The organism is Pseudodonghicola xiamenensis DSM 18339 (genome assembly GCF_000429365.1).
Classification (GTDB): Bacteria; Pseudomonadota; Alphaproteobacteria; order Rhodobacterales; family Rhodobacteraceae; genus Pseudodonghicola; species Pseudodonghicola xiamenensis.
In genome coordinates, this window is sequence record NZ_AUBS01000001.1 from 301,136 (window position 1) to 323,144 (window position 22,009).

Genomic DNA, 22,009 nt, shown 5'->3' on the forward strand with positions numbered 1-22,009 from the left:
GAGGGCGCCCTTCATGGTCTCCCCCGCAGATGGTGCCCTGTCGCCGGTGACCGCCTTCGCCCTTGTCGGTGCGCTTGGCGTCGGGTCGCAATGGCTGGCCTGGAAGCTGCGACTTCCGGCAATCGTGCTGATGCTGCTGGCCGGGCTGCTGATCGGTCCGGTGCTGGGGGTCTTCGATCCGGCCCGGGATATCGGCGATCTGATGGCGCCGATGATCTCGATCGCGGTGGCGATCATCCTGTTCGAGGGCGGTCTGACGCTGAACTTCCACTCGCTCGCTGGCGCGGCGGAAGGTGTGCGCCGGCTGGTGGTGCTCGGGGCGCCGCTGGGCTGGCTGACCTCGGCGCTGGCGCTGCATTTCGTGGCCGGGCTCGGCTGGGAAAGCGCTGCGGTCTTCGGTGGCATCCTGATCGTGACTGGCCCCACGGTGATCGCGCCTTTGCTGCGCACCGCACGGCTGCAAAAACGCCCCTCGGCGCTGCTGCAATGGGAGGCGATCGTCAACGATCCTGTCGGCGCGCTGGCGGCGGTTCTGGCCTTCGAGGTGGTGGTCGTCGTTCATGCCGATGCCAGTGCCGCCTTTGCCATCTGGGAGCTGTTGCGCGGTATCGCCTTCGCCGCAGTGATCGGGGTGGCCGGGGGCTGGGGGCTTGCCCGCGCCTTTGAACGTGGCGGGGTTCCCGAATACATGAAGGTGCCGGTGCTCTTTGCCGCGCTGCTGGCAGGCTTTGCTCTGGCCGATGCGCTGTTGCATGAAAGCGGGCTGCTGACGGTGACGATCATGGGCATCTGGATCGCCAACGCCGGCTTGCCGTCTTACGAGGAAATCCGGCGGTTCAAGGAACATGCCACCATCCTGCTGGTCTCCGGCGTTTTCATCCTGCTGGCGGCGGGGATGAACCTCGATACGCTTTCGGTGCTCGATTGGCGGGCGGCGGTCTTCGTTGTGGTCCTGATCCTGATTGCGCGGCCCCTGGCGGTGCTGACGGCGCTGGCCTTCACCAAGGTGCCAAAGCGCGAACGGCTGCTGGTGGCCTTTACCGGCCCGCGCGGTGTGGTGCTGGTGGCGGTCGCGGGGCTGTTCGGGGAACGGCTGGTGACGCTGGGGGTGGAGGATGCGGGGCGCGTCGCGCCGCTGGCCTTTGTCATCGTTTCCGCCACAGTGGTGCTGCACGGCTTTACCCTGGCACCGCTGGCGCGGTTGCTGGGGCTGACCGCGACGGGGCGGGGCGGGGTAGTGCTGGTCGGTGGCTCCAGTTTTTCGACCGCGCTGGGGGAGGCGCTGGAAAAGCTGGAGATCCCCGTGCTGGTGACCGATACCAATATCATCCGTCTGCGCAGCGCGCGGAATGCGGGGCTCAAGACCTTTTATGGCGATATCCTGTCCGAAAGCGCCGAATATGGTCTGGATCTGATCGGCTATGACCGGGTGCTCGCCCTCAGCGAGAACGATGCCTACAACACGCTGGTCGCCACCGATCTGGCGACGGAATACGGCCGGACCCGTGTGTTCCAGTTGCGCCGCGAGGCGCAGGAGACCCGCCGCCACACCCTGCGCACTACATTGGGGGGGCGACGGCTGGCAGGCGGTTTGACCTTTGGCGCGCTGAACCGGTGCATGCATCAGGGCTGGCGTATCCGCACCACCCGGCTGAGCGAGGAGTTCGGCTATCGCGCCTTCCGCGAGGCTTTTCCCGACAGTGTGCTGATCGGTGAGCTGCCCGAGCGCGGCGACCTTCGCCTGTTCGAGCCGCGCGAGGATGACAGCGATCCGAAACTGACCACCGGGGCGCAGGTGATCCATCTGGCACCGCCCGAGGCCGAAGCGGATGCCGCAGCCGCCTCAGCCAGGGCATAGATCGGCCCGGAAGACTGCGATCGGGGGGGGCGCTCAGGATTGACCTTGGTGGCAAAGATGCTAGACCCGGCGCGCTCCGGTACTGCCACCACTGCCGTCCTTGAAGGAAATCTAAGGTATGAACATTTTCGCCGATATCCGCGCGCTCGTGCTAGACAACCTGGCCGTCATGACCTCCGAGGGGCTGCTGCCCGCCGGTCTGTCGTTTGACAACGTCACGGTGGAACCGCCGCGCGACGCCGCGCATGGGGATATGGCGACCAACGCCGCCATGGTGCTGGCCAAGCCTGCCAAGATGAAACCCCGCGATATTGCCGAGGCGCTGGCCGCCCGGCTGACCGCCGATGACCGGATCGCGGGGGCCGAGGTGGCCGGCCCCGGTTTTCTGAACCTGCGGATCGAGACGCGGGTATGGCAGGGGCTGATCGGTGCGGTGCTGGCCGAAGGGACGGCCTATGGCCGGTCGGACCTCGGGCATGGGATGAAGGTCAACGTCGAATATGTCAGCGCCAACCCGACCGGCCCGCTGCACGTGGGCCATACCCGGGGCGCGGTCTTCGGCGATGCACTGGCGAGCCTGCTGGATTATTCCGGCCATGATGTCACCCGCGAATATTACATCAACGACGGCGGTGCTCAGGTCGATGTGCTGGCCCGGTCGGTCTATCTGCGCTATCTCGAAGCGCTGGGGGCCGAGGTCGATTTCCCCGATGGCACCTATCCCGGCGAATATCTGATCGAGGTCGGCAAGACCCTGGCCGAGGAGATCGGCGATCGTTACGTCGATCAACCCGAATCCGTCTGGCTGGCAGAGCTGCGCGAGTACGCCACCGGCAAGATGATGGCGCTGATCCGCGAGGATCTGGCGGCGCTTGGCGTCAAGATGGATGTCTTCTTCTCGGAAAAGTCGCTCTATGGCACCGGCAAGATCGAAGATGCGATCGAACATCTGCGCGCCAAGGGGCTGATCTATCGCGGTGTGCTGGAACCGCCGAAGGGCAAGACCCCGGAAGATTGGGAGCCGCGCGAACAGACGCTGTTCAAGTCGACCGATCATGGCGACGACGTCGACCGGCCGATCATGAAATCGGACGGCAGTTGGACCTATTTCGCCCCCGATATCGCCTATCACTATGACAAGATCACCCGCGGTTTCGATGAGTTGATCGACATCTTCGGGGCCGATCACGGCGGCTATGTCAAACGGATGAAGGCGGCTGTTTCGGCGCTGTCCGAAGGCAAGGTGCCGGTCGACATCAAGCTGACCCAGCTGGTGAAGCTGTGGAAGAACGGCGAGCCGTTCAAGATGTCGAAGCGGGCAGGGAACTTTGTCACCCTGCGCGACGTGGTCGATCAGGTCGGCCCCGATGTGACCCGTTTCGTCATGCTGACCCGCAAGAACGACGCGCCGCTGGATTTCGACTTCGACAAGGTGCTGGAGCAAAGCCGCGAGAACCCGGTGTTCTACGTGCAATACGCCAACGCCCGGGTGATGAGCGTGATGCGCAAGGCGACCGAGGCGGGGATCGCCGTCGATGATGCCACGCTGCGGGCTGCCGATCTGGGACTGATCGGCCATGACGCCGAACTGACGGTGGCCAAGAAGCTGGCCGAATGGCCGCGTCTGGTGGAAACCGCTGCCCGCGCGCATGAACCGCATCGGATCGCCTTCTACCTCAACGAACTGGCCAGCGATTTCCACGCGCTGTGGAACCGCGGCAACGATGTGGTCGAGCTGCGTTTCGTGCAAGAGGGCGATGCGGCAACAAGCCAGGCAAAAATGGCCCTGGCACGCGCCGTTTCCGTTGTTATTTCCGCAGGCCTTGGTATTCTTGGGGTCACGCCGGCGCAGGAGATGCGATAAGCAAATCGCCCGAACCGCCGGCCCGAGGCAGTTAAGCAAGTGAACCCGGAGCGTGGGACATGACCTGCGCCACAGGGCAGTGAGGCGGATATGGCGGATAACGAGTACACCTATGGCGTGTATGGGGAAGAGCTCTATGCGGAGGATTACGCTCCGCAGGAGGGCGCGAACCTTGCACCGGCACGGGAAGGGCGCGGTTTCAGTCGTGTCGTGAACATCGCCGGGGCGGTGGCTTCTCTGGCGCTGGTGGTGGGCGTTGGCGTCTGGGGCTACAAGCTGATGGTCCGCGATGTCAGCGGCGTACCGGTGGTGCGCGCGCTGGCGGGGCCGATGCGGGTGTCCCCCGAGGACCCGGGCGGTCAGCCGGCTGATCACATGGGGCTTGCCGTCAACGAGATCGCCGCCGGCCAAGGCGCCAGCGAGGAACTGCCCGAACGGCTGACGCTGGCACCGCGCCCGGTGCATCTGTCCGATGAGGACACGCCGATGACTGGCGAGGAGGAAACTGTCGTTGCCGCCTCAGCCGATGCGCAGGCGGTTGAAAAATTCCGGGATGGGTCGATTGACGCCTTGGTGCGGCAGTTGACCGATGGCGTCGACCCGCTTGATGGGGGCGAGGATGCCGATGAGACCATGGCCATGGGCGAGGAAACTGCTGATGATCGGATCGGAGCCGAGCTTGCCGGGCTCGATCCCGAACTTCTGAACGCGCCGGGCATCAAGGTCTCGCCGCGCCCGATGGAGCGGCCGCTGCGTCTGGCCTCTGCGCGGGCCGATGTGGCCGAGGCACTGGAGACGGCGCAAAACGTGATGGCCTCGAGCGGGGCGGCTGAGATCGAGGCAAGCTCTCTGTCTGCCGGCACCCGTCTGGCCCAGCTCGGGGCTTATGATAGCCCCGAGATTGCGCGCGAGGAATGGGAAAAGCTGTTCGGCCGGTTCGGGGATTACATGGACGGCAAGAAACGGGTGATCCAGAAGGCCAGCAGTGGCGGGCGCACCTTCTATCGGCTGCGTGCCATGGGCTTCGATGACCTGAGCGATGCGCGCCGGTTCTGTTCCGCCCTGGTCGCCGAAAATGCCGATTGCATCCCGGTGACCGTGCGGTGAGGTTCGGTGCTACGATTCTGGATGCCGAGGGGCTGCGCCTCTCGGCTGACGAGATTTCCCTGTTTCGTGACACCAACCCTTTCGGGTTCATCCTGTTCGCGCGCAATATCGACGGTCCGGATCAGATCCGGGCGCTGTGCGATGACATGCGCGAGGCGGTCGGGCGCGAGGCGCCGATCCTGATCGACCAGGAAGGCGGTCGGGTGCAGCGGCTGCGCGCGCCGCTCTGGCGCGAATGGTTGCCGCCGCTGGATCACGTCGCGCGCGCCGGTGAGGATGCCGAGCGGGCGATGTTCCTGCGCTATCGTCTGATCGCGGCTGAACTGCGCGATCTGGGCATCGACACCGATTGTGCCCCGATGGCCGATCTGGCCGGCGCAGAGACGCATCCCTTCCTGAAGAACCGCTGCTATGGCTCTGATCCCGAAACCGTGGCGCGGCTGGCGCGCGCGGTGGCCGATGGGCTGATGGCGGGCGGTGTGTTGCCGGTGCTGAAACATATCCCCGGCCATGGCCGCGCCACCCAGGACAGCCATTTCGATCTGCCCCATGTCGCTGCCGATGCCGAAGAGCTGGACGATACCGATTTCGCCGCCTTTCGCATGCTGAACGATCTGCCGATGGGGATGACCGCGCATCTGGTCTATGAGGCGCTTGATGATCGCCCGGCGACGCTGTCGCCTGCGGTGATGGCGATGATCCGCGATCAGATCGGCTTTGACGGGCTGATCATGACGGACGATATCTCGATGAAGGCGCTCAGGGGAGATTTGGCCGATCTGTCGCGTGCCTCGCTGGCTGCGGGCTGCGGTGTGGTGCTCTTGTGCAATGCCTCGCTGGAGGAGCGCCGCGCCGTGGCCGAGGCCGCCGGAGAGATGACCGAGACCGCCCAGGCCCGGGCCGAGGCTGCGCTTGCCGCCCGTCAGGCGCCCGAAACGCTTGACATTCAGGCCGCCGAAGACGAGCTTTCCCGCCTCATGGGCGGACAGGTCTATGGCGGATAGAGACCTTTTTGAAGAAGATGACCGGCTGTCAGTGACCGAACGCCTCGCGGCGGAGGCGCTGATTGTCGATGTCGATGGGTTCGAAGGCCCGTTGGACGTGCTGCTGATGCTGTCGCGCACGCAAAAGGTCGATCTGCGCAAGATTTCGGTGCTGCATCTGGCGCGGCAATACCTGTCCTTTGTCGAAAGGGCGAAGGCGCTCAGGATCGAGCTGGCCGCTGACTATCTGGTGATGGCGGCCTGGCTGGCCTTTCTCAAATCGCGGCTGCTGCTGCCGCCCGATCCCACCGAAGACGGCCCCTCGGGCGAGGAACTGGCGGCGCATCTGGCCTTTCAACTGGAACGGTTGCAGGCGATGCGCGATGTGGCGGCGCGCCTGATGGCCCGCGATCAGAAGGGCCGTGATTTCTTTGTGCGCGGGCAGGGCGAGGATGTGATGCGCATCCGCACCGTCACTTATTCGGCGACACTGCTCGATCTGATGCAGGGCTATGCCCGGGTGCGCACACGGGATGAATTCCGCCCCTTCGTGATGGACCGTCACAACGTTTTCACCATGGAACAGGCCCTGGACCGGATGCGGCCGCTGATCGGCTTTGCCGGCGACTGGACCGATCTGACCAGCTATCTGCCCGATGGTTGGGAGAATGATCCAGTGCGCCGTCGCTCGGCCACGGCGGCGACCTTTGCCGCCTCGCTGGAGCTGGTCAAGGAGGGGCATATGGAGATCCGGCAGACCGAGACCTTCGCCCCGATCCAGTTGCGCAGAAAGGACAAGTCAGAGTGAGCGACCAGCAGGAGCGTGAGGAGCCCAGAGAGGCCCCCCTTTTCGAAGCGCCGCCGATCGAGGAACAGGAACGTATGGTCGAGGCGGTGTTGTTCGCCAGCGCCGAGCCGGTCACCGTGCGTGATCTCGAAGCGCGAATGCCGCACGGCTGCGATCCGGCCGAGGCGCTGGTGCGCCTGCGCCAGCGTTATCAGGGGCGCGGCGTGCAGGTGGTGCGGGTCGGCGATGCCTGGGCGATCCGGACCGCCCCCGACATGGGCTTTCTGATGCAGAAGGAAACGGTGGAGGTGCGCAAGCTGTCGCGCGCCGCGATCGAGACGCTTGCCATCGTCGCCTATCATCAGCCCTGTACCCGGGCGGAGATCGAGGAAATCCGCGGTGTGTCGGTCAGCAGGGGCACCATCGACCAGCTTCTTGAAATGGAATGGATCCGCTTTGGCCGCCGTAAGATGACGCCAGGGCGTCCGGTCACCTTCGTGGTGACCGAGGAGTTTCTCGATCACTTCGGGTTGGAAACCGCCCGCGATCTGCCGGGGCTGAAGGATCTGCGGGCCGCAGGCCTGCTGGAGAACCGTCCGCCGCCGGGCGCGATCCCTCTTGGCAAGAGCGAGGACGACGAGGACGAGCTGAACAGCCCGGAAACCGGCCAGACCGAGCTGTTCGAGGATTAATTTTCCCGAAAAGTCGGCGGCAGGCCCTGAAATTCGCACATTTCACGCTTAGGTTAGGGATCAGCCGCCAGGGACAGAAACGAAGGACGTGCCGGAATGAACTTGAATCAGATCATCAACATGATCCTGCGGCAGGTGATGCATCGGCTCGTTCGCGGCGGGGTGAACGCGGGTATCGATGCGGCCTCTTCCCTGGGCAAGAAGCAAAGGCGTCGCTCGCCGCAGGCGGGGCCGGATCGCTATGGTCAGGGCGCGGATGAGGCCACCCGGGCCGAGATGGGGCAACAGCAGCAGACCAGCGCGGAAGAACGCGAACGTATTCGCCGCATTCGTCAGGCACGCCGCGCCGCCCGCGCCGCTGACAACAAGCACTGAAATCGGTTCGCCTGTCCGCGGAACCGGGGCGCGCCGGGCTCAGTCGGCGCGGAAGTGCTTTGACAGCTTCAGTCCCTGGCCCTGATAGTTCGACGCGATCCCGGCGCCATAGAGGCGGCTGGGGGGCTGAGACATGTGTTCATAGACCAGACGGCCCACCACTTGCCCGTGTTCCAGCACGAAGGGCGCCTCGTGGCAGCGGACTTCGAGCACACCGCGCGCCCCGGCACCACCAGCCCCGGCGTGGCCAAAGCCTGGATCGAAGAAGCCGGCGTAATGGACACGGAATTCCCCCACCATGGCGACATAGGGCGCCATCTCGGCGGCATAGTCGGGCGGGATATGCACCGCCTCGCGGCTGACCAGGATATAGAAGGCGCCCGGGTCCAGGATGATATGGCCGGTGGTCGTGCGGATCTCTTCCCAGAATTCGGCGGGATCATAGGCGCCAATGCGGTCGAGGTCGATCACCCCGGTGTGGGGCTTGGCGCGATAGCCGACCAGATCGGAGCCCCGCGGGTGCAGGTCGACGGAAAACCCCAGCCCCTGTTCGATCACCGCAGGCCCGTCGACCAGCGGGGTTTCGGCGTGCAGGGTGCGCAGGGCGTCGTCGCTGAGCATGGATTGACCGCGTCGGAAGCGAATCTGATTGAGCCGCATGCCAGGCCGCACCAGGACCGAAAAGCTGCGCGGGCAGATTTCGGCATAAAGCGGGCCGTGATACCCGGCGGGAATCCTGTCGAATTCGGTGCCTTCGTCGATGATCGTCCGGGTCAGCAGATCGAGCCGCCCGGTGGAGCTTTTGGCGTTGGCGACAGCCGTCATGTCGTCGGGCAGGGCCAGCGATTCGGCCAGCGGCACCAGATAGACGCAACCCTTTTCCAGTACTGCGCCATGGGTCAGGTCGATTCGGTGCATTTCGAATTCGCGCAGACGGTCTTCGACGCTATGGCCCTGGCCAGCAAGGAAGGAGGCGCGCACGCGATAGGCGACAGTGCCCAGTCGCAGATCGAGACTGGCGGGCTGGACCTGTGCGTCCAGTACCGGATCTTCGGCATGGATCGCGCCGCTGGCCAGCATGTCGCGGATTTGATGATCGGGGCAAACGCCTGTCATAAGCCTGTCCTGTCCTGTTGTGGAAGGCGGCTGAAGTGGTAACGCTTGTAGAATTTGGTCGGGCTAGCAGGACTCGAACCTGCGACCTTCCGTCCCCCAGACGGACGCGCTACCAGGCTGCGCCATAGCCCGACGTGGGGGTCTTCATACTGTATTTGGGGGCAGGGGCAAGGGGGTGAAACAAAGATTTTCATTCCCCGAGCGCTTTTTCCTGACGGTCGTACCAATCGCGGAGCGCGCGGGTGAAGGGGGCGATGCGCGCGGCCTCCAGAGGGGTCAATTTCGCGATGCCGGCAAGATGCCCAAGAAGGCCCGGAGCATGGGACGAGGCGGCCTCAGGCGCGGCGGTGGCGATCTCCGCGGTCTCGGCGGGCAGGCTTTCGGCCGGGGCGCTGTCCTGCTGCGGAGAGGCGGCCGCATCATCGCTCTGTTTCGGGGTCTGTTCCGGCATAGCCGTCCCGACGGTCTCGCCCTGCGGCTCGAAGCGGGGCAGGCCACCGGCGGTGTCGGGCGATTCTGTCCCGGTCCGGGGCGGCTCTTCCACGGTCTCCTCTGCCGGCGGGGCGGGCGGGGGAGCATCGGGCGGGATGTCTTCGGTGATTTCGCCGGTGGCAGCGGGCCCGACCGCGGCAGGGCCGCTGGGCTTGGCCTTGAAGGCGAGCACGGTGCCGCGTTCCTCTGCCGGTGCAGCGGCGGCGGCAGGGGGGATGGCAATAGGGGGAATCACCAGATCCTCGGCATCCAGAGGCGGCGACAGCGTCGCCACATGGGCCACCCCCTGTTCGCGCAGGATTTTCTGCACGCCCTTGATGGTCATGCCGTCATCATGCAGCAATGTCTTGATGCCGCCGATCAGCCGCATGTCCGAAGGACGATAATAGCGCCGCCCGCCAGCGCGCTTGACGGGTTTCACCTGGGTGAACTTACTTTCCCAGAATCGCAAGACATGCGCCTGCACCCCGAGCCAGGCCGCGACTTCACTAATGGTGCGGAAGGCATCCGGGGACTTAGTCATTATGTCAGGCCTGTTCAGTCGCGGTTGCCGTCGGCGACGCGGTCTTTCATCAGATGCGAGGGCCGGAAGGTCAGCACGCGGCGCGGCTGGATCGGCACCTCTTCCCCGGTTTTCGGGTTGCGGCCCACGCGGGCGGATTTATCCCGCACGCTGAAGGTGCCGAAGGAAGAGATTTTCACCTGCTCTCCCCGCACCAGCGCATCTGAAATATGGTCCAGCATGCTTTCGACAAGCTGGGCACTTTCGTTACGTGACAGACCGACTTCGCGAAACACGGCTTCGCTCAGGTCCATACGTGTCAGAGTTTTCGAGCCCATACCAATCCCCTTGAGTTCTCCTCAGAATAGGGCCAGGGCAATTTCGCTGTCAATATCAATGAATTGCAGGGGAAAGTTATGCGGCAGTGCAGCATGACCTACCAGCGCAGCACCACCGACCCCCAGGCCAGCCCACCGCCGATTGCCTCGGTCACGAGCAAATCTCCCGGTTTGATCTGGCCTCGCGTCTTGCCAACGGAAAGTGCCAGTGGAATCGACGCGGCCGAGGTATTGCCATGATCCTGCACCGTCACCACGACTTTCTCCATCGGCAGGCCCATTTTCTTGGCGGTGCCCTGGATGATGCGGATATTGGCCTGATGCGGCACGATCCAATCGACGTCCTCGGGCGTCAACCCGGCACGTTCCAGCGCCTCTTCGGCGGTCTTGGCCAGCTTTTCAACCGCGTGGCGGAACACCTGGTTGCCCTGCATCCTGAGATAGCCCGACGTGCCGGTCGACACGCCGCCATCGACGAAGAGCAGATCCTTGTATCGTCCGTCCGAATGCAGATCGACGGAAAGGATACCCCGATCCGAGGGCATGCCGGGTTCTTCCCGGCCCTCGAGGACCAGAGCCCCGGCACCGTCCCCGAACAACACGCAGGTCGAACGGTCGGTCCAGTCCATGATGCGTGAAAAGGTTTCGGCGCCGATCACGAGCACCCGCTGCGCCTGACCCGACAGAATCAGCGCATTGGCAGTCGACAACGCATAGATGAAGCCGGCGCAGACCGCCTGGACATCGAAGGCGAAGCCATGCGTCATCTCCAGCCGCGCCTGCACCATGGTGGCGGCGGAGGGGAAGGTCAGATCGGCCGTTGATGTGGCCAGGACGATGGCGTCGATACCGTCGGCATTGATGCCTGCATCGGCCAGCGCGGCCTTGGCGGCATGAGTCGCCAGATCCGAGGTCATTTCACCTTCGGCGGTGAAGTGACGCCGCTCGATGCCCGACCGGGTGCGAATCCATTCGTCCGATGTGTCGAGAGTCTTCTCGAATTCCGAGTTGGGAACGACGCGCTCGGGGAGGTAGTGGCCGACCCCGATCACGACGGAACGCTTCACCATGATGTTATGCCTGCCCTTTGTCGTCTTTTTCTTTTGTGGCGGAGTTGACGCCACGTCCATCGGCATCTTGTGTAAGCTCGGCAGTCGATGCAACCCGTGCCGCCAGCTTTTCGGCAAAACCCGACTGGGCAAGCTGAAAGGCCAGTTTGATCGCGGCCGAAACGCTGGTGGCATCGGAGCCACCGTGAGATTTCACCACCGTGCCGTTGAGGCCGAGGAAAATGCCACCGTTCGATCGGCGTGGGTCGATCCGCTTTTTCAGCCGCCGGAGCGATGTGATCGCCAGGATCGAGGCCAGCCGCGACAGTAGTGAATAGCGGAACGCTTCGCGCAGAGCCTGGCCGATCATGCTGGCGGTGCCTTCGCCGGTCTTGATCGCGACATTGCCGGTAAAGCCATCGGTCACGATCACATCGGCGACATCGCCGGGGATGTCGCTGCCTTCGACAAAGCCGACGAAATCGAAATTCGCCTTGTCGGCGAACTGGCCGATCAGCGCGTGCGCCTCTTTCAGCTCGGGCCGGCCCTTGTGTTCCTCGGTGCCGACATTCAGCAGGCCCACACGGGGGCGGCGCAGATCCATGCCATTTCTGGCATAGGAGGCGCCCATCATCGCGTATTGCAGCAGATCGCGGGCATCGGCGCGCACATCGGCACCGACATCCAGCATCACATTGGCGCCTTGCGGATTGCGTGACGGCCAGTGAATCGCGATCGCCGGCCGGCTGATCCCGGGCAGGCGACGCAGGCATAGCATGCTCAGCGCCATCAGGGCGCCGGTATTGCCACAGGACACCGCCCCATGTGCCTTGCCATCACGCACGGATTCGATCGCGGTCCACATCGAGGTGCCGCGCCCATGGCGCATGACGTGACTGGGCTTGTCTTCCATGGTGACCACTTCGGTCACGTCATGAAAGGCAACACGCCCCGCAAGCGAGCGGCGGCGCGCGACCAGCGGTTTGAGCTGGTCCTCCGGTCCATGCAGAATGAAGCCGATATCGGGATTCTTGCGGGCGGAAAGATCCATGCCCGCAACGACCACGCCGGGCCCGGCATCCCCCCCCATGGCGTCGACCGATACGACGATTCGTCCAGCCTCGGGGCTGGACGGGTCAGGCATCTGGTCGGGCATGGGGGTCATGCGCGAAAGCTACTGGCGTGGCTCAAGCCGCGTCTTCGTCCAGCTCGATCTCGTCGCTCATCGCGACGACTTCACGGTCGTCGTAATGGCCGCAGGACGGGCACACGTGGTGCGGGCGCTTCAGTTCGCCGCAGTTCGAGCATTCGTTGGGGTTTGCAGCAACCAGAGCGTCATGCGCCCGGCGGTTGTTGCGGCGCGACTTGGATACTTTGTTCTGTTGGACAGCCATGTCTCAACCCTTGTCTGATCTGGGGCTGCGAGCGGTCTCGCGAGCCGTGTTTCGATTCCGTGTTATACGGTGTGACGTGCGTTTAGGCCGGGGCCCGCAGCTTGTCCAACCCTAAATCCGATGAGCGGGCGAAAATACTGCGAATTCTTGCCGGCGCAAGGGGTTTTTCCGCGAATTCGCGAAACCGCCCCGGCCGGTCGGTGGCGGATCAGGGTTTATCCTTCAGGGCGTCGCGCAATGAGGCAAGCCCGGCGAAGGGGCGGGTATCCTCGTCGCGCATCGCCTGTTTGTCCGGTTCGGTGAAGACGGCTTCGCCCAGGGCTGCGCCTTCGGCACGGGGGTAGAGCGGCAGCGCCAGTTCCAGCGCCTCGATCATCACCGCCGCGGCGTCGATCTCCGGGCCGAGCGGTTCGGCGTTGTCATCTTCGGGCATCTCGATCTCAATACCCTCGGGCGGGGCGCTCTCGGCCACATAGAGCCGTCGCACTGCCGTGTCGATGCGGGTGGTCACCGGTTCCAGGGTGACGACGCAGGGCTGCACCACCGTGGCGCCGAGCTGGCCTTCGAGCAGCCAGTCGCGCCGGCCCTGGGCAGTGATCTTGCCGGTAAAGCGCAGCTTGCGCAGCGCGGAGAGATCAAGTTCTGCCGCGATCCGGGCGCGGGCCTCGGCATCGGGAGAGAAATCGAAGGCAGTGGCGGCGTTCTGCGGCAGCTCGGCCACCCGGAAGGCGTGGGTTTCGGTCATCGCGGTCTATCGGCTTTCTTCTGGTTGTGGCTTCGCAATCTTGAACCAAGGGCCCAGTTTATATAATCGGGAGGTCAGGCGCATTAAAGCCAAGGCGAGAGGGCAGTTATGACTGTATTCGTACCACCGCTCAAGACGGGTCTGCGGGCCACCCTGCTGGGGATAGCCCTGTTGGCCATGACGGGCTGCGTGGCGATCTACCGCAATCATGGCTATGTGCCGCCCGAGGACGAGCTGAACGCGATCAAGGTGGGTGTCGATACCCGCGATACCGTGCTTGAGCAGGTCGGCCCGCCGACATCCTCCGGCGTGCTGAAGGATAGCGGATTCTATTACGTCGAATCGCGGATGCGCCATTACGGGCCGATGGAGCCGAAGGTGGTTTCGCGCGAGGTGGTGGCCATCAACTTCGACAAGCGTGGCGTGGTCAGTGGCATCGAGCGCTACGGGCTGGAAGACGGCAAGGTGATTCCGCTGCAGCGGCGGGTGACCTCCTCGAGCGTCGACGACAAGACCTTCCTGCGCCAGCTTCTGGGCAACCTCGGTCGCTTCAACCCCGCCAACGCGCTGGAATAAGGCGCGCGCGGAGGGGCTGACAGGGCGGCCTCCGGCGTCACCGCCCTGTCATGTCTTGTGTGATAGGGGCCGCGTGACTAGATTTCACCCAGAGGTCACGCCGGGGGCTGTAGATATCATGCCGCTTTTGATCAAAGGCCGTTATCGCGCGCGTCTGGCCGAGGGGGCGGAGGATGTGGTCGCCGCCCAGGCGCTGCGGACGTTGTCCTTCCGCACCTCGGCGCCGGACCGTGATGGGTTTGACGATATCTGTTCGCATATCCTGGTGCACGATACGCGCAGCGGCGCGCTGGTCTGTTGTTTCCGCATGCTGGTGCTGGAAGGCGGCGGCGATCTGGCGCGCAGCTATTCGGCGCAGTTCTATGAGCTCGAGGGGCTGCGCAGCTTCGAGGGCCGCATGGTAGAGATGGGGCGATTCTGCATCCACCCCGACTGGCACGATCCCGATATCCTGCGGGTCGCCTGGGGGGCGATGACGCGGTTTGTCGACGAACAGCGGATCGAGATGCTGTTCGGCTGTTCCTCCTTCGCGGGGACGGAGACCGGAGAATACCTCGATGCTTTCGCGATGCTGAAACACCGCCATCTGGGGCCGAAACGCTGGTTGCCCCGGGTCAAGGCACCTGATGTGTTCCGGTTCGCCGCGCGGCTGCGGCGCAAGCCTGATGCGAAAAAGGCCATGCTGAGGATGCCGCCCTTGCTGCGTACCTATCTGCTGATGGGCGGCTGGGTCAGCGATCATGCGGTGGTCGACCGGCAGATGAATACGCTGCATGTCTTCACCGGGCTGGAGATCGGGGCGATTCCCCCGGCGCGCAAGCGTCTTCTGCGCGCCGTGGCGGGGTGAGGCGCCGGACCTTGGAGGTTCGGGAACGGCCCGAGGTCTGGATTTCCGTATTTGGGACGAGAAGAAGCAGGGGCGGCGGCCCCGGAATTCGTCTGACGGTAACGGGGAGCCGTTGCAGAGATTGACGGCGACCGTCGGCGCGGATAGCTGGCAGGCATGGCACGTGTACCTCTTCTTCAGCTCAATGGCATTTCCCTCACCTTCGGGGGCGAGCCGGTATTTTCAGACCTTGATCTCGTGGTGCAGCCGGGTGATCGGGTGGCATTGGTCGGGCGCAACGGATCGGGCAAGTCCACCCTGATGAAGGTGATGGCCGGTCTGGTCGAGCCCGACCGGGGCGATGTGGTCGTCGGTCCCGGGGTGTCGGTCGGGTATATGGAGCAGGATCCGGAGATGGCGGGATTCGCCACGCTGGGTGATTTTGCTTCGGCTGGGCTGGCGCCGGGGGATCTCTATAAGGTCGAGCGCGCCGGCGAGGGGCTGAAATTCGATCCCGCCCGTCCGGTCGAGACCGCCTCGGGCGGGGAGCGGCGACGCGCGGCGCTGGCGCGGCTGATGGCCGAGGCGCCCGAGCTGATGCTGCTGGACGAACCGACCAACCATCTGGATATCGAGGCGATCGGCTGGCTTGAGCGTGAGCTTGCCGCCACCCGGGCCGGTTTCGTGCTGATCAGCCACGATCGCGCCTTTCTGCGCAACCTGACCCGCGCCACGCTGTGGATCGACCGGGGCCAGGTGCGGCGGCAGGAGAAGGGGTTCGAGCACTTCGAGGCCTGGCGCGATACGCTCTGGGAAGAAGAGGATCAGCAGCGCCACAAGCTGGATCGGTTGATCAAGTCCGAAGGCCGCTGGGCTGTCGAGGGCATCAGTGCACGACGCAAGCGGAACCAGGGCCGGGTGCGGGCGCTGCAGGCGCTCAGGGCTGAACGTGCCGGTCAGATCAAGCGCCAGGGCACTGCTGCCATGGCGCTGGAGGCCGGTCCGAAATCCGGCCGCAAGGTGATCGAGGCGGAAGGTATTTCAAAGACTTACGGCGACAAGGTGATCCTGCGAGATTTCTCGATCCGGATTTTGCGCGGTGATCGGGTGGCCTTTGTCGGCCCCAATGGCGCCGGCAAGACGACCTTGTTGAAAATCCTGCTGGGCGAGATCGAGCCGGATACTGGGACGGTCAGCCTTGGCACCAATCTGGAGATCGCGGTCTTCGATCAGGCGCGCGCCCAGCTCGACCCTGATGCGACGCTTTGGGACAGCCTGACCAGCGATCCGTCGATGCGGGTTTCGGGCAAGGCCGATCAGGTCATGGTGCGCGGCGTGCCGAAACATGTGGTGGCCTATCTCAAGGATTTCCTCTTTGACGAACGTCAGGCGCGGGCGCCGGTGCGGTCGCTGTCGGGGGGAGAGAAGGCGCGGCTGTTGCTGGCGCGGCTGATGGCGCAGAGCTCGAACCTGCTGGTGTTGGACGAACCGACCAACGATCTCGATGTCGAGACGCTGGATCTGTTGCAGGAGATTCTCGACGATTACGATGGCACCGTGTTGCTGGTCAGCCACGACCGGGATTTCCTGGATCGCGTGGCGGCGACGACCGTGGTGATGGAGGGCGACGGCAAGGCGACGATCTATGCCGGCGGCTGGTCCGACTATCAGGCTTTGAAGCCGAGTGTGATTTCGGAAAAGTCTGAAAAGCCAAGGGACAACAAGGCAAAGGTAAAGCAAGACGTGAAGGTGAAGCCTGGGCTCTCCTTCACTGAAAAGCATCGGCTTGAAGCCTTGCCGGCGGAGATCGAGCGGCTTGAAGCCGAGATCGTCAAGCTTGAGGCGCTGATGGCCGATCCGGAGCTTTACAGTCGCGAGCCGGTCAAGTTCCAGAAGGCGACCGAGGCACTGGTGCAGCGGCAGGAAAAGCTGGCCGCCGCCGAGGAGGAATGGCTGGAGCTGGAGGACAAGGCCTCGACCTCCTGATCCGGGGTTACCGTGCCCCGGCCCGTTGCGTGCCGGCTTGGGCCAGCAGCAGAACCGCGGTAAGCGCGGCAAACCCCGCGCCCGCCAGGAAGGTGGCCGAGGGGCCGAGGCGATCCCACAACAGCCCGGCAATGAGGCTGGCGGCCAGCATTGCCACTCCGGTGGCGGAGTTGAAGACGCCAAAGGCCGATCCCCGCAAGGTCTTCGGCGCGTGCTGGGCCACCAGTTTCGACAGCAACCCTTGGCTCAGCGCCATGTGAATGCCCCAGAGGGCGAGGCCGGCAAAGGTCCAGACCAGGCCGGAGACCAGTGCCAAGAGCAGATCGGCACAGATCAGGGCGGCAAGGCCGGTCAGCAGCAGTACCGCGGGAGAGGTCTGATCGGACCAAGCGCCGGCCGGATAGGCGCCCAGCGAATAGACGATGTTCATCGTCACCAGAACCAGCGGCGCCAACAGCAGCGGCAGGCCCTGCTCATGCGCCTTGAGGATGAGAAACGCCTCGCTGAACCGGGCGAGGGTGAAGAATACGCCGATCACCACCACGCCCCAGAAGGCCGGGCTGAACTGACGGATGTCGCGCAGCGGGATCGGCGGGGCGCTTGGTGGCTTGTCGGCACCGGAGGAGCGATCCTCCACCCCCAGAAGGACGCAGGCGACAGCCAGCAGGCCCGGGATTATGGCGAACCAGAAGACGGTGCGCATGTTGTCATCGAACAGCGCCATCAGCGCGATCGCCAGCAGCGGACCGATGAAGGCGCCGGCGGTATCCAGCCCCTGGCGCAGCCCATAGGCGCGACCGCGGATTTCGGGCGGGACGACATCGGCGATCAGCGCATCGCGCGGGGCGCCACGGATGCCCTTGCCGATTCGGTCGACGAAGTGGGCGGCAAAGACCGGGGCCGGGGCTCCGGCGATGGCAAAGAAGGGTTTTGACAGTGCGCCCAGGCCATAGCCGATCAGAATCAGCGGCTTGCGTCGCCCGATCCGGTCGGAGAGATAGCCGGAGAAGACTTTGACGATGGCGGCGGTTGCTTCCGCGATGCCTTCCAGGATGCCGACAAAGACCACACTGGCACCCAATGTCGTGGTCAGGAACAGCGGCAGCAGCGCATGGATCATCTCGGAGGAGATATCCATGAACAGGCTGACCAGCCCAAGGGCCCAGATGGTGCGTGGCAGGGCGGGGCGGGTCGATGTCGTGGGGGTCTTTGCGGTCATCGCGGCAAGCTTTCGGCTATCACCAGGCGTCGAGCGCGACGATAGGCCCGCACTTGCCGTGGCGCCAGTGCCGCCCGGGGCAGCGCGCGATGTCGTGAAGGGGGCTGCGCGCAAAACCGGCACAGCCCCGAAGCCTCAGCGCATTCTGAGCGCGCCGTCGATGCGGATCACCTCGCCATTGAGGTATCCCATCTCGACGATGAAGCCGGCCAGGCGGCCGTATTCCTCGGGCCGGCCCAGACGCGGCGGGTTCGGCACATCGGCGGCCAGTTGCTGTTGTGCCGGCTCGGGCAGGCCCATCAACATCGGCGTCAGAAAGATGCCCGGCGCGATCGCCATCACCCGGATGTTGTCGCGCGCCAGATCGCGCGCCATCGGCAGGGTCATGCCGACGATACCGCCCTTGGACGCCGAATAGGGCACCTGGCCCTTTTGCCCGTCGAAGGCCGCGACCGAGGCGGTGTTGATGATCACGCCGCGCTCGCCATCGGCATCGGGGGCGTTCTTGGCCATCTCGGCGGCGGCCAGACGGGCGACGTTGAAGCTGCCCACCAGATTGACGTCCACGGTGATCTGGAAGGTCGACAGCGGCAGCGGGCCGTCCTTGCCCAGGGTCTTGCCAACGGTGCCGATGCCGGCGCAATTCACCGCGGCGGTGATCTTGCCCATCTTCTCGACCGCATGGGCGATCGCCTTGGCGACAGACTCGTCGCTGGTCACATCGGTTTGCACGAAATACCCGCCGATCTCGGCTGCGACCTTTTCGCCGCGCTCGGCGTCGCGGTCCAGCAGGGTGACCTGCGCACCCTGGCTCGCGAAATAGCGCGCGGTGGCTTCGCCAAGACCGGACGCGCCGCCGGTGATCACCGCGGCCGTATCACTGAGTTTCATTGGGGGCTCCTCCCTCGATTTGAACACCTGTTCAGATAACAGCGCCAGGCCGCCGGGATCCAGCCCGCAAATCAGGAACGCCACGGCGTGCCGCTTCTTCTCGGCTCAAATACGGCCGCCGGAGGCTCCAGCGGGCGGGGCCGTGCCGGGGCTCGGAAACTCGGGGTGCCGCGCCAAACGCGAAACGCCCCGGCTTTGGGGCCGGGGCGTCGCAGAATCTCGGATCGCAGAGGGGCTCAGCCCGCCAGTTGCACCAGTGCGTGGCGTTTCTTGCCCGCTGACAGCTTGATCGGGCTGGCCAGCGCCGCGGCATCCAGCATAAGCCCCGCATCGGTCAGCGGCGCGTCGTCGATCCGGGCGCCATTCTCGGCGATCAGCCGCTTGGCCTCCTTGCCGGATTTCGCCAGGCCGGCCTTCACGATCACCTGCACGATGGAAATGCCGTCACCGGCCACGTCCTCCGTGGTCAGCTCCAGCGTCGGCAGGTCGTCGCCGACGCCGCCCTTCTCGAAGACCTCGCGCGCGGTGGCCTCGGCCGCCGCCGCCGCCTCGGTGCCGTGCAAAAGGCTCGTCACCTCATTGGCCAGGATGATCTTGGCGGCGTTGATCTCGGAGCCCGCCAGCGCGCCCAGACGGTCGCATTCCGCCACCGGCAGCTCGGTATAAAGCTTCAGGAACCGGCCCACGTCGGCGTCGGTGGTATTGCGCCAGAACTGCCAGAACTCGTAAGGGCTCAGCATCTCTGCGTTCAGCCACATGGCGCCGCCCTGGCTCTTGCCCATCTTGCGCCCGTCCGAGGTGGTCAGCAGCGGCGAGGTCAGCCCAAAGATGGTATTGTCCAGCACCCGGCGCGTCAGGTCGATGCCGTTGACGATATTGCCCCACTGGTCCGACCCGCCCATCTGCAGCAGGCAGCCATAGCGGCGGTTCAACTCCAGGAAGTCATAGGCCTGCAGGATCATGTAGTTGAATTCGAGGAACGACAGTGATTGTTCGCGATCCAGCCGCGATTTCACAGATTCAAACGACAGCATCCGGTTGACGCTGAAATGCCGGCCGATGTCGCGCAGGAACTCGAGATAGTTCAGGTCGTCCAGCCATTCGGCGTTATTCAGCATCATGGCGCCGTTCGGACCGTCGCCATAGGCGAGGTATTTGGCGAAGACCTTCTTCATTCCGCCGATATTGGCGTCGATTTGCTCCGGGCTCAGCAGCGGGCGCTCGTCCGAGCGGAAGCTCGGATCGCCCACCTTGGTGGTGCCGCCGCCCATCAGGGTGATCGGCCGATGCCCGGTCTTCTGCAGCCAGCGCAGCATCATGATGTTCAGCAGATGGCCTACGTGCAGCGATTTCGCCGTGGCGTCATACCCGATATAGGCCGTCACCACCCCCGAGGTCAGCGCGTTGTCGAGCCCCTCGTAATCGGTGCAGTCGGCCAGATAGCCGCGTTCCATCATCACCTGCAGGAAGTCGGATTTGGGATGGTATGTCATGGCTTGCCTCGGGGTTGATTTGCGGGGAGTGTATAGGCGGCAGTGAGACAAAGGAAAAGGCCATGAATAAGGCCGGCAAGACGGGCGCGCCGCTCAGGGCGCTCGGTGCGATGAGCGGCACCTCTCTCGATGGCGTCGATGCCGCGGTGGTCGAAACCGACGGGCGGCGGATCCTCGGCTTCGGCAAGACGGGCTATCGCCCCTATAGTGCTGAGGAACGCGGGGTTCTGCATGCGGCCCTCGGCCAGTGGAGCGGGCCCGAGGCCGAGGCGGCGGGCGATGTGGTCGATGCCGCCCATGCAGCGCTTTTGTCGCAATTCGACGATGTCGATATCGTCGGTTATCACGGTCAGACTCTGGCGCATGAGCCGCGCGGGCGCGGCACCTGTCAGGTCGGCGATGGTGCGGCTCTTGCGCAGGCGCTGGGGCTGCCAGTGGTCTGGGATTTCCGCACGGACGACGTGGCGCTGGGGGGCGAGGGGGCGCCGCTGGCGCCGTTTTTTCATTTCGCCTGCGCCAAATGGATCGGAGCGACAGAACCGCTGTGCTTTCTGAACCTGGGCGGGGTGGGCAATATCACGTATGTCGATCCTTCGCTCGAGGCGCCGGAACAGCCCGGCGCGCTGCTGGCCTTCGACACCGGGCCGGCCAATGCTCCGGTCAACGATCTGATGCAGGCGCGTCTTGGTCTGCCGATGGACGAGGGCGGCCAGGTGGCGGCCCGGGGACAGGTTGAAGAGGGCGCGCTGGAATTGTTCCTGGCCGAGCCATATTTCGCAAGGATTCCTCCCAAGTCGCTGGATCGGAACGATTTTTCCGAGATGATCGGCCTGGTGGGCGAATTGGCCGATGCCGATGCCGCCGCGACCCTGACGGCGATGTGCGCGGCGGGCGTGCTGCAGGGGATGGAACATTGCCCGTGCCCGCCTGCGCGGCTGCTGGTCACCGGCGGTGGCCGGCACAATCCGGTGCTGATGGAGATGCTGCGCGTCTCGCTCGACTGCCCGGTCGAACCGGTCGAGGCGGTGGGGCTCGATGGCGACATGCTCGAGGCGCAGGCCTTCGCCTATCTCGCCGTTCGCGTGGCCTATGGGCTGCCGACCTCTTGCCCCGGCACCACAGGGGTGGGGGCGCTGGTCGGCGGTGGCGTTGTCAGCCGGCCGGGCGATTAGGGGGCGCTGCCCCCGCCGCGCTGCGCGCGCCTCCCCCGGGATATTTGCCGCCAGAAAAAGGAGTGGCGCCCAGACTCAGGCGCGCGGGATGTCGAAACCGGGGGGCGCCAGGGTGAAGCCTGCGAAATCGAACCCCGGCGAAACGGTGCAGGAGACCAGCGTATAGGCGCCGGTGCTGCGGGCGGCCTGCCAGTGCTGTTCGGGCACGATCAGATGCGGCAGGCCTTTGCCCAGATCGGCGCAGAGCAGGTGATCGCTGGCCGGGCCAGCCTCGTCCGGGCTGATCGACAGGATCAGTGGCGCGCCGGCGTGATAGTGCCAGATCTCGGTGGCGTCGACCCTATGCCAATGGCTGGCTTCGCCCTTGGCCAGCAGGAAGAAGATGCAGGTGCCGCTGGGCCGGCCTTCGCCTGCGGCGCGCCAGGTCTCCCGGAACCAGCCCCCTTCGGGATGGCGGGCGAGCTGCAGCTTTGCGATGATCTCTTCGGCGGTCATGGCGGCAGTATGCGGGGTTTGTGAGCTGGAGGCTATGGCAATTCAGCAG

Annotated in this window: 22 protein-coding genes and 1 tRNA gene; 11 read left to right on the forward strand and 12 right to left on the reverse strand. The window is 64.8% G+C overall.

All coding sequences use genetic code 11. The features are described from left to right. The first annotated feature begins 13 nt into the window (after window positions 1–13). The 7 genes from G455_RS23075 to G455_RS0101460 all read left to right on the forward strand — a co-directional run bounded on the left by G455_RS23075 (window position 14) and on the right by G455_RS0101460 (window position 7,666). On the forward strand, window positions 14–1,858 hold the full coding sequence (locus G455_RS23075) for a cation:proton antiporter (protein WP_035365894.1): 1,845 nt from the start codon (window positions 14–16) through the stop codon (window positions 1,856–1,858). 118 nt (window positions 1,859–1,976) lie between these two features. After that, on the forward strand, window positions 1,977–3,722 hold the full coding sequence (gene argS / locus G455_RS0101435) for an arginine--tRNA ligase (RefSeq protein ID WP_028092039.1): 1,746 nt from the start codon (window positions 1,977–1,979) through the stop codon (window positions 3,720–3,722). A 90-nt stretch (window positions 3,723–3,812) separates the two neighbouring features. Then, the gene (locus G455_RS0101440) at window positions 3,813–4,829 is read left to right on the forward strand and encodes an SPOR domain-containing protein (RefSeq protein ID WP_028092040.1); all 1,017 of its coding nucleotides are present in this window, start codon (window positions 3,813–3,815) and stop codon (window positions 4,827–4,829) included. Beyond that, window positions 4,826–5,833, forward strand: coding sequence for a beta-N-acetylhexosaminidase (nagZ, locus tag G455_RS0101445; protein WP_028092041.1), 1,008 nt, complete (start codon window positions 4,826–4,828; stop codon window positions 5,831–5,833). Before G455_RS0101440 ends, nagZ begins: the two co-directional genes overlap by 4 nt. Next, a complete protein-coding gene (locus G455_RS0101450; protein WP_028092042.1) occupies window positions 5,823–6,620 on the forward strand; it encodes a segregation and condensation protein A in 798 nt (265 codons plus the stop codon). The genes nagZ and G455_RS0101450 overlap by 11 nt, the downstream gene beginning before the upstream one ends. Next, window positions 6,617–7,291 (forward strand): SMC-Scp complex subunit ScpB, encoded by a 675-nt coding sequence (gene scpB, locus G455_RS0101455; RefSeq protein WP_028092043.1) that lies wholly within the window; start codon window positions 6,617–6,619, stop codon window positions 7,289–7,291. The genes G455_RS0101450 and scpB overlap by 4 nt, the downstream gene beginning before the upstream one ends. A gap of 96 nt (window positions 7,292–7,387) precedes the next feature. Then, a complete protein-coding gene (locus G455_RS0101460) occupies window positions 7,388–7,666 on the forward strand; it encodes a hypothetical protein (RefSeq protein ID WP_028092044.1) in 279 nt (92 codons plus the stop codon). Window positions 7,667–7,705: 39 nt separating this feature from the next. On the opposite strand, the gene G455_RS0101465 is transcribed toward G455_RS0101460, so the two are convergent. The 8 genes from G455_RS0101465 to G455_RS0101500 form a co-directional block, all read right to left on the reverse strand. Next, a complete protein-coding gene (locus G455_RS0101465; RefSeq protein WP_028092045.1) occupies window positions 7,706–8,782 on the reverse strand; it encodes a 2'-deoxycytidine 5'-triphosphate deaminase in 1,077 nt (358 codons plus the stop codon). 55 nt (window positions 8,783–8,837) lie between these two features. Continuing rightward, window positions 8,838–8,914: transfer RNA gene (locus tag G455_RS0101470), tRNA-Pro, on the reverse strand. Between the two features lie 58 nt (window positions 8,915–8,972). Then, window positions 8,973–9,797 carry a MerR family transcriptional regulator gene (locus G455_RS25850; protein ID WP_028092046.1) on the reverse strand — a complete coding sequence of 275 codons (825 nt, stop codon included), beginning with the start codon at window positions 9,795–9,797 and terminating at the stop codon, window positions 8,973–8,975. Between the two features lie 14 nt (window positions 9,798–9,811). After that, window positions 9,812–10,114 carry an integration host factor subunit alpha gene (gene ihfA, locus G455_RS0101480; RefSeq protein WP_028092047.1) on the reverse strand — a complete coding sequence of 101 codons (303 nt, stop codon included), beginning with the start codon at window positions 10,112–10,114 and terminating at the stop codon, window positions 9,812–9,814. 98 nt (window positions 10,115–10,212) lie between these two features. Next, window positions 10,213–11,184: a beta-ketoacyl-ACP synthase III gene (locus G455_RS0101485; RefSeq protein ID WP_028092048.1), complete on the reverse strand. Its 972-nt coding sequence runs from the start codon at window positions 11,182–11,184 to the stop codon at window positions 10,213–10,215. A 4-nt stretch (window positions 11,185–11,188) separates the two neighbouring features. Further along, entirely contained in the window at window positions 11,189–12,328 is a 1,140-nt protein-coding gene (gene plsX, locus G455_RS0101490; RefSeq protein WP_028092049.1) for a phosphate acyltransferase PlsX, read from the reverse strand. A 22-nt stretch (window positions 12,329–12,350) separates the two neighbouring features. Then, on the reverse strand, window positions 12,351–12,557 hold the full coding sequence (gene rpmF, locus G455_RS0101495; RefSeq protein WP_028092050.1) for a 50S ribosomal protein L32: 207 nt from the start codon (window positions 12,555–12,557) through the stop codon (window positions 12,351–12,353). Between the two features lie 208 nt (window positions 12,558–12,765). Beyond that, complete coding sequence (locus G455_RS0101500) at window positions 12,766–13,302, reverse strand: YceD family protein (RefSeq protein WP_028092051.1); 537 nt, start codon at window positions 13,300–13,302, stop codon at window positions 12,766–12,768. A gap of 108 nt (window positions 13,303–13,410) precedes the next feature. On the opposite strand from G455_RS0101500, the gene G455_RS0101505 reads away from it, so the two are divergent. From G455_RS0101505 to G455_RS0101515, 3 genes are all read left to right on the forward strand, one after another. Next, a complete protein-coding gene (locus G455_RS0101505; RefSeq protein WP_028092052.1) occupies window positions 13,411–13,878 on the forward strand; it encodes an outer membrane protein assembly factor BamE in 468 nt (155 codons plus the stop codon). A 118-nt stretch (window positions 13,879–13,996) separates the two neighbouring features. Continuing rightward, complete coding sequence (locus G455_RS0101510) at window positions 13,997–14,725, forward strand: GNAT family N-acetyltransferase (protein ID WP_028092053.1); 729 nt, start codon at window positions 13,997–13,999, stop codon at window positions 14,723–14,725. 156 nt (window positions 14,726–14,881) lie between these two features. Next, on the forward strand, window positions 14,882–16,690 hold the full coding sequence (locus G455_RS0101515) for an ABC-F family ATP-binding cassette domain-containing protein (RefSeq protein WP_028092054.1): 1,809 nt from the start codon (window positions 14,882–14,884) through the stop codon (window positions 16,688–16,690). A gap of 7 nt (window positions 16,691–16,697) precedes the next feature. Here the strand turns inward: G455_RS0101515 and G455_RS0101520 are convergent, their stop codons facing one another. The 3 genes from G455_RS0101520 to tyrS form a co-directional block, all read right to left on the reverse strand. Next, the gene (locus G455_RS0101520; protein ID WP_028092055.1) at window positions 16,698–17,909 is read right to left on the reverse strand and encodes an MFS transporter; all 1,212 of its coding nucleotides are present in this window, start codon (window positions 17,907–17,909) and stop codon (window positions 16,698–16,700) included. A gap of 135 nt (window positions 17,910–18,044) precedes the next feature. Then, a complete protein-coding gene (locus tag G455_RS0101525; RefSeq protein WP_028092056.1) occupies window positions 18,045–18,800 on the reverse strand; it encodes an SDR family NAD(P)-dependent oxidoreductase in 756 nt (251 codons plus the stop codon). 236 nt (window positions 18,801–19,036) lie between these two features. Then, complete coding sequence (gene tyrS / locus G455_RS0101530) at window positions 19,037–20,293, reverse strand: tyrosine--tRNA ligase (protein ID WP_028092057.1); 1,257 nt, start codon at window positions 20,291–20,293, stop codon at window positions 19,037–19,039. A gap of 62 nt (window positions 20,294–20,355) precedes the next feature. Here tyrS and G455_RS0101535 point away from each other — a divergent pair, with 62 nt between their 5' ends. Further along, window positions 20,356–21,465 carry an anhydro-N-acetylmuramic acid kinase gene (locus tag G455_RS0101535; protein WP_028092058.1) on the forward strand — a complete coding sequence of 370 codons (1,110 nt, stop codon included), beginning with the start codon at window positions 20,356–20,358 and terminating at the stop codon, window positions 21,463–21,465. Between the two features lie 75 nt (window positions 21,466–21,540). Here the strand turns inward: G455_RS0101535 and G455_RS0101540 are convergent, their stop codons facing one another. Beyond that, on the reverse strand, window positions 21,541–21,960 hold the full coding sequence (locus tag G455_RS0101540) for a cupin domain-containing protein (protein ID WP_028092059.1): 420 nt from the start codon (window positions 21,958–21,960) through the stop codon (window positions 21,541–21,543). Between the last annotated feature and the right edge of the window lie 49 nt (window positions 21,961–22,009).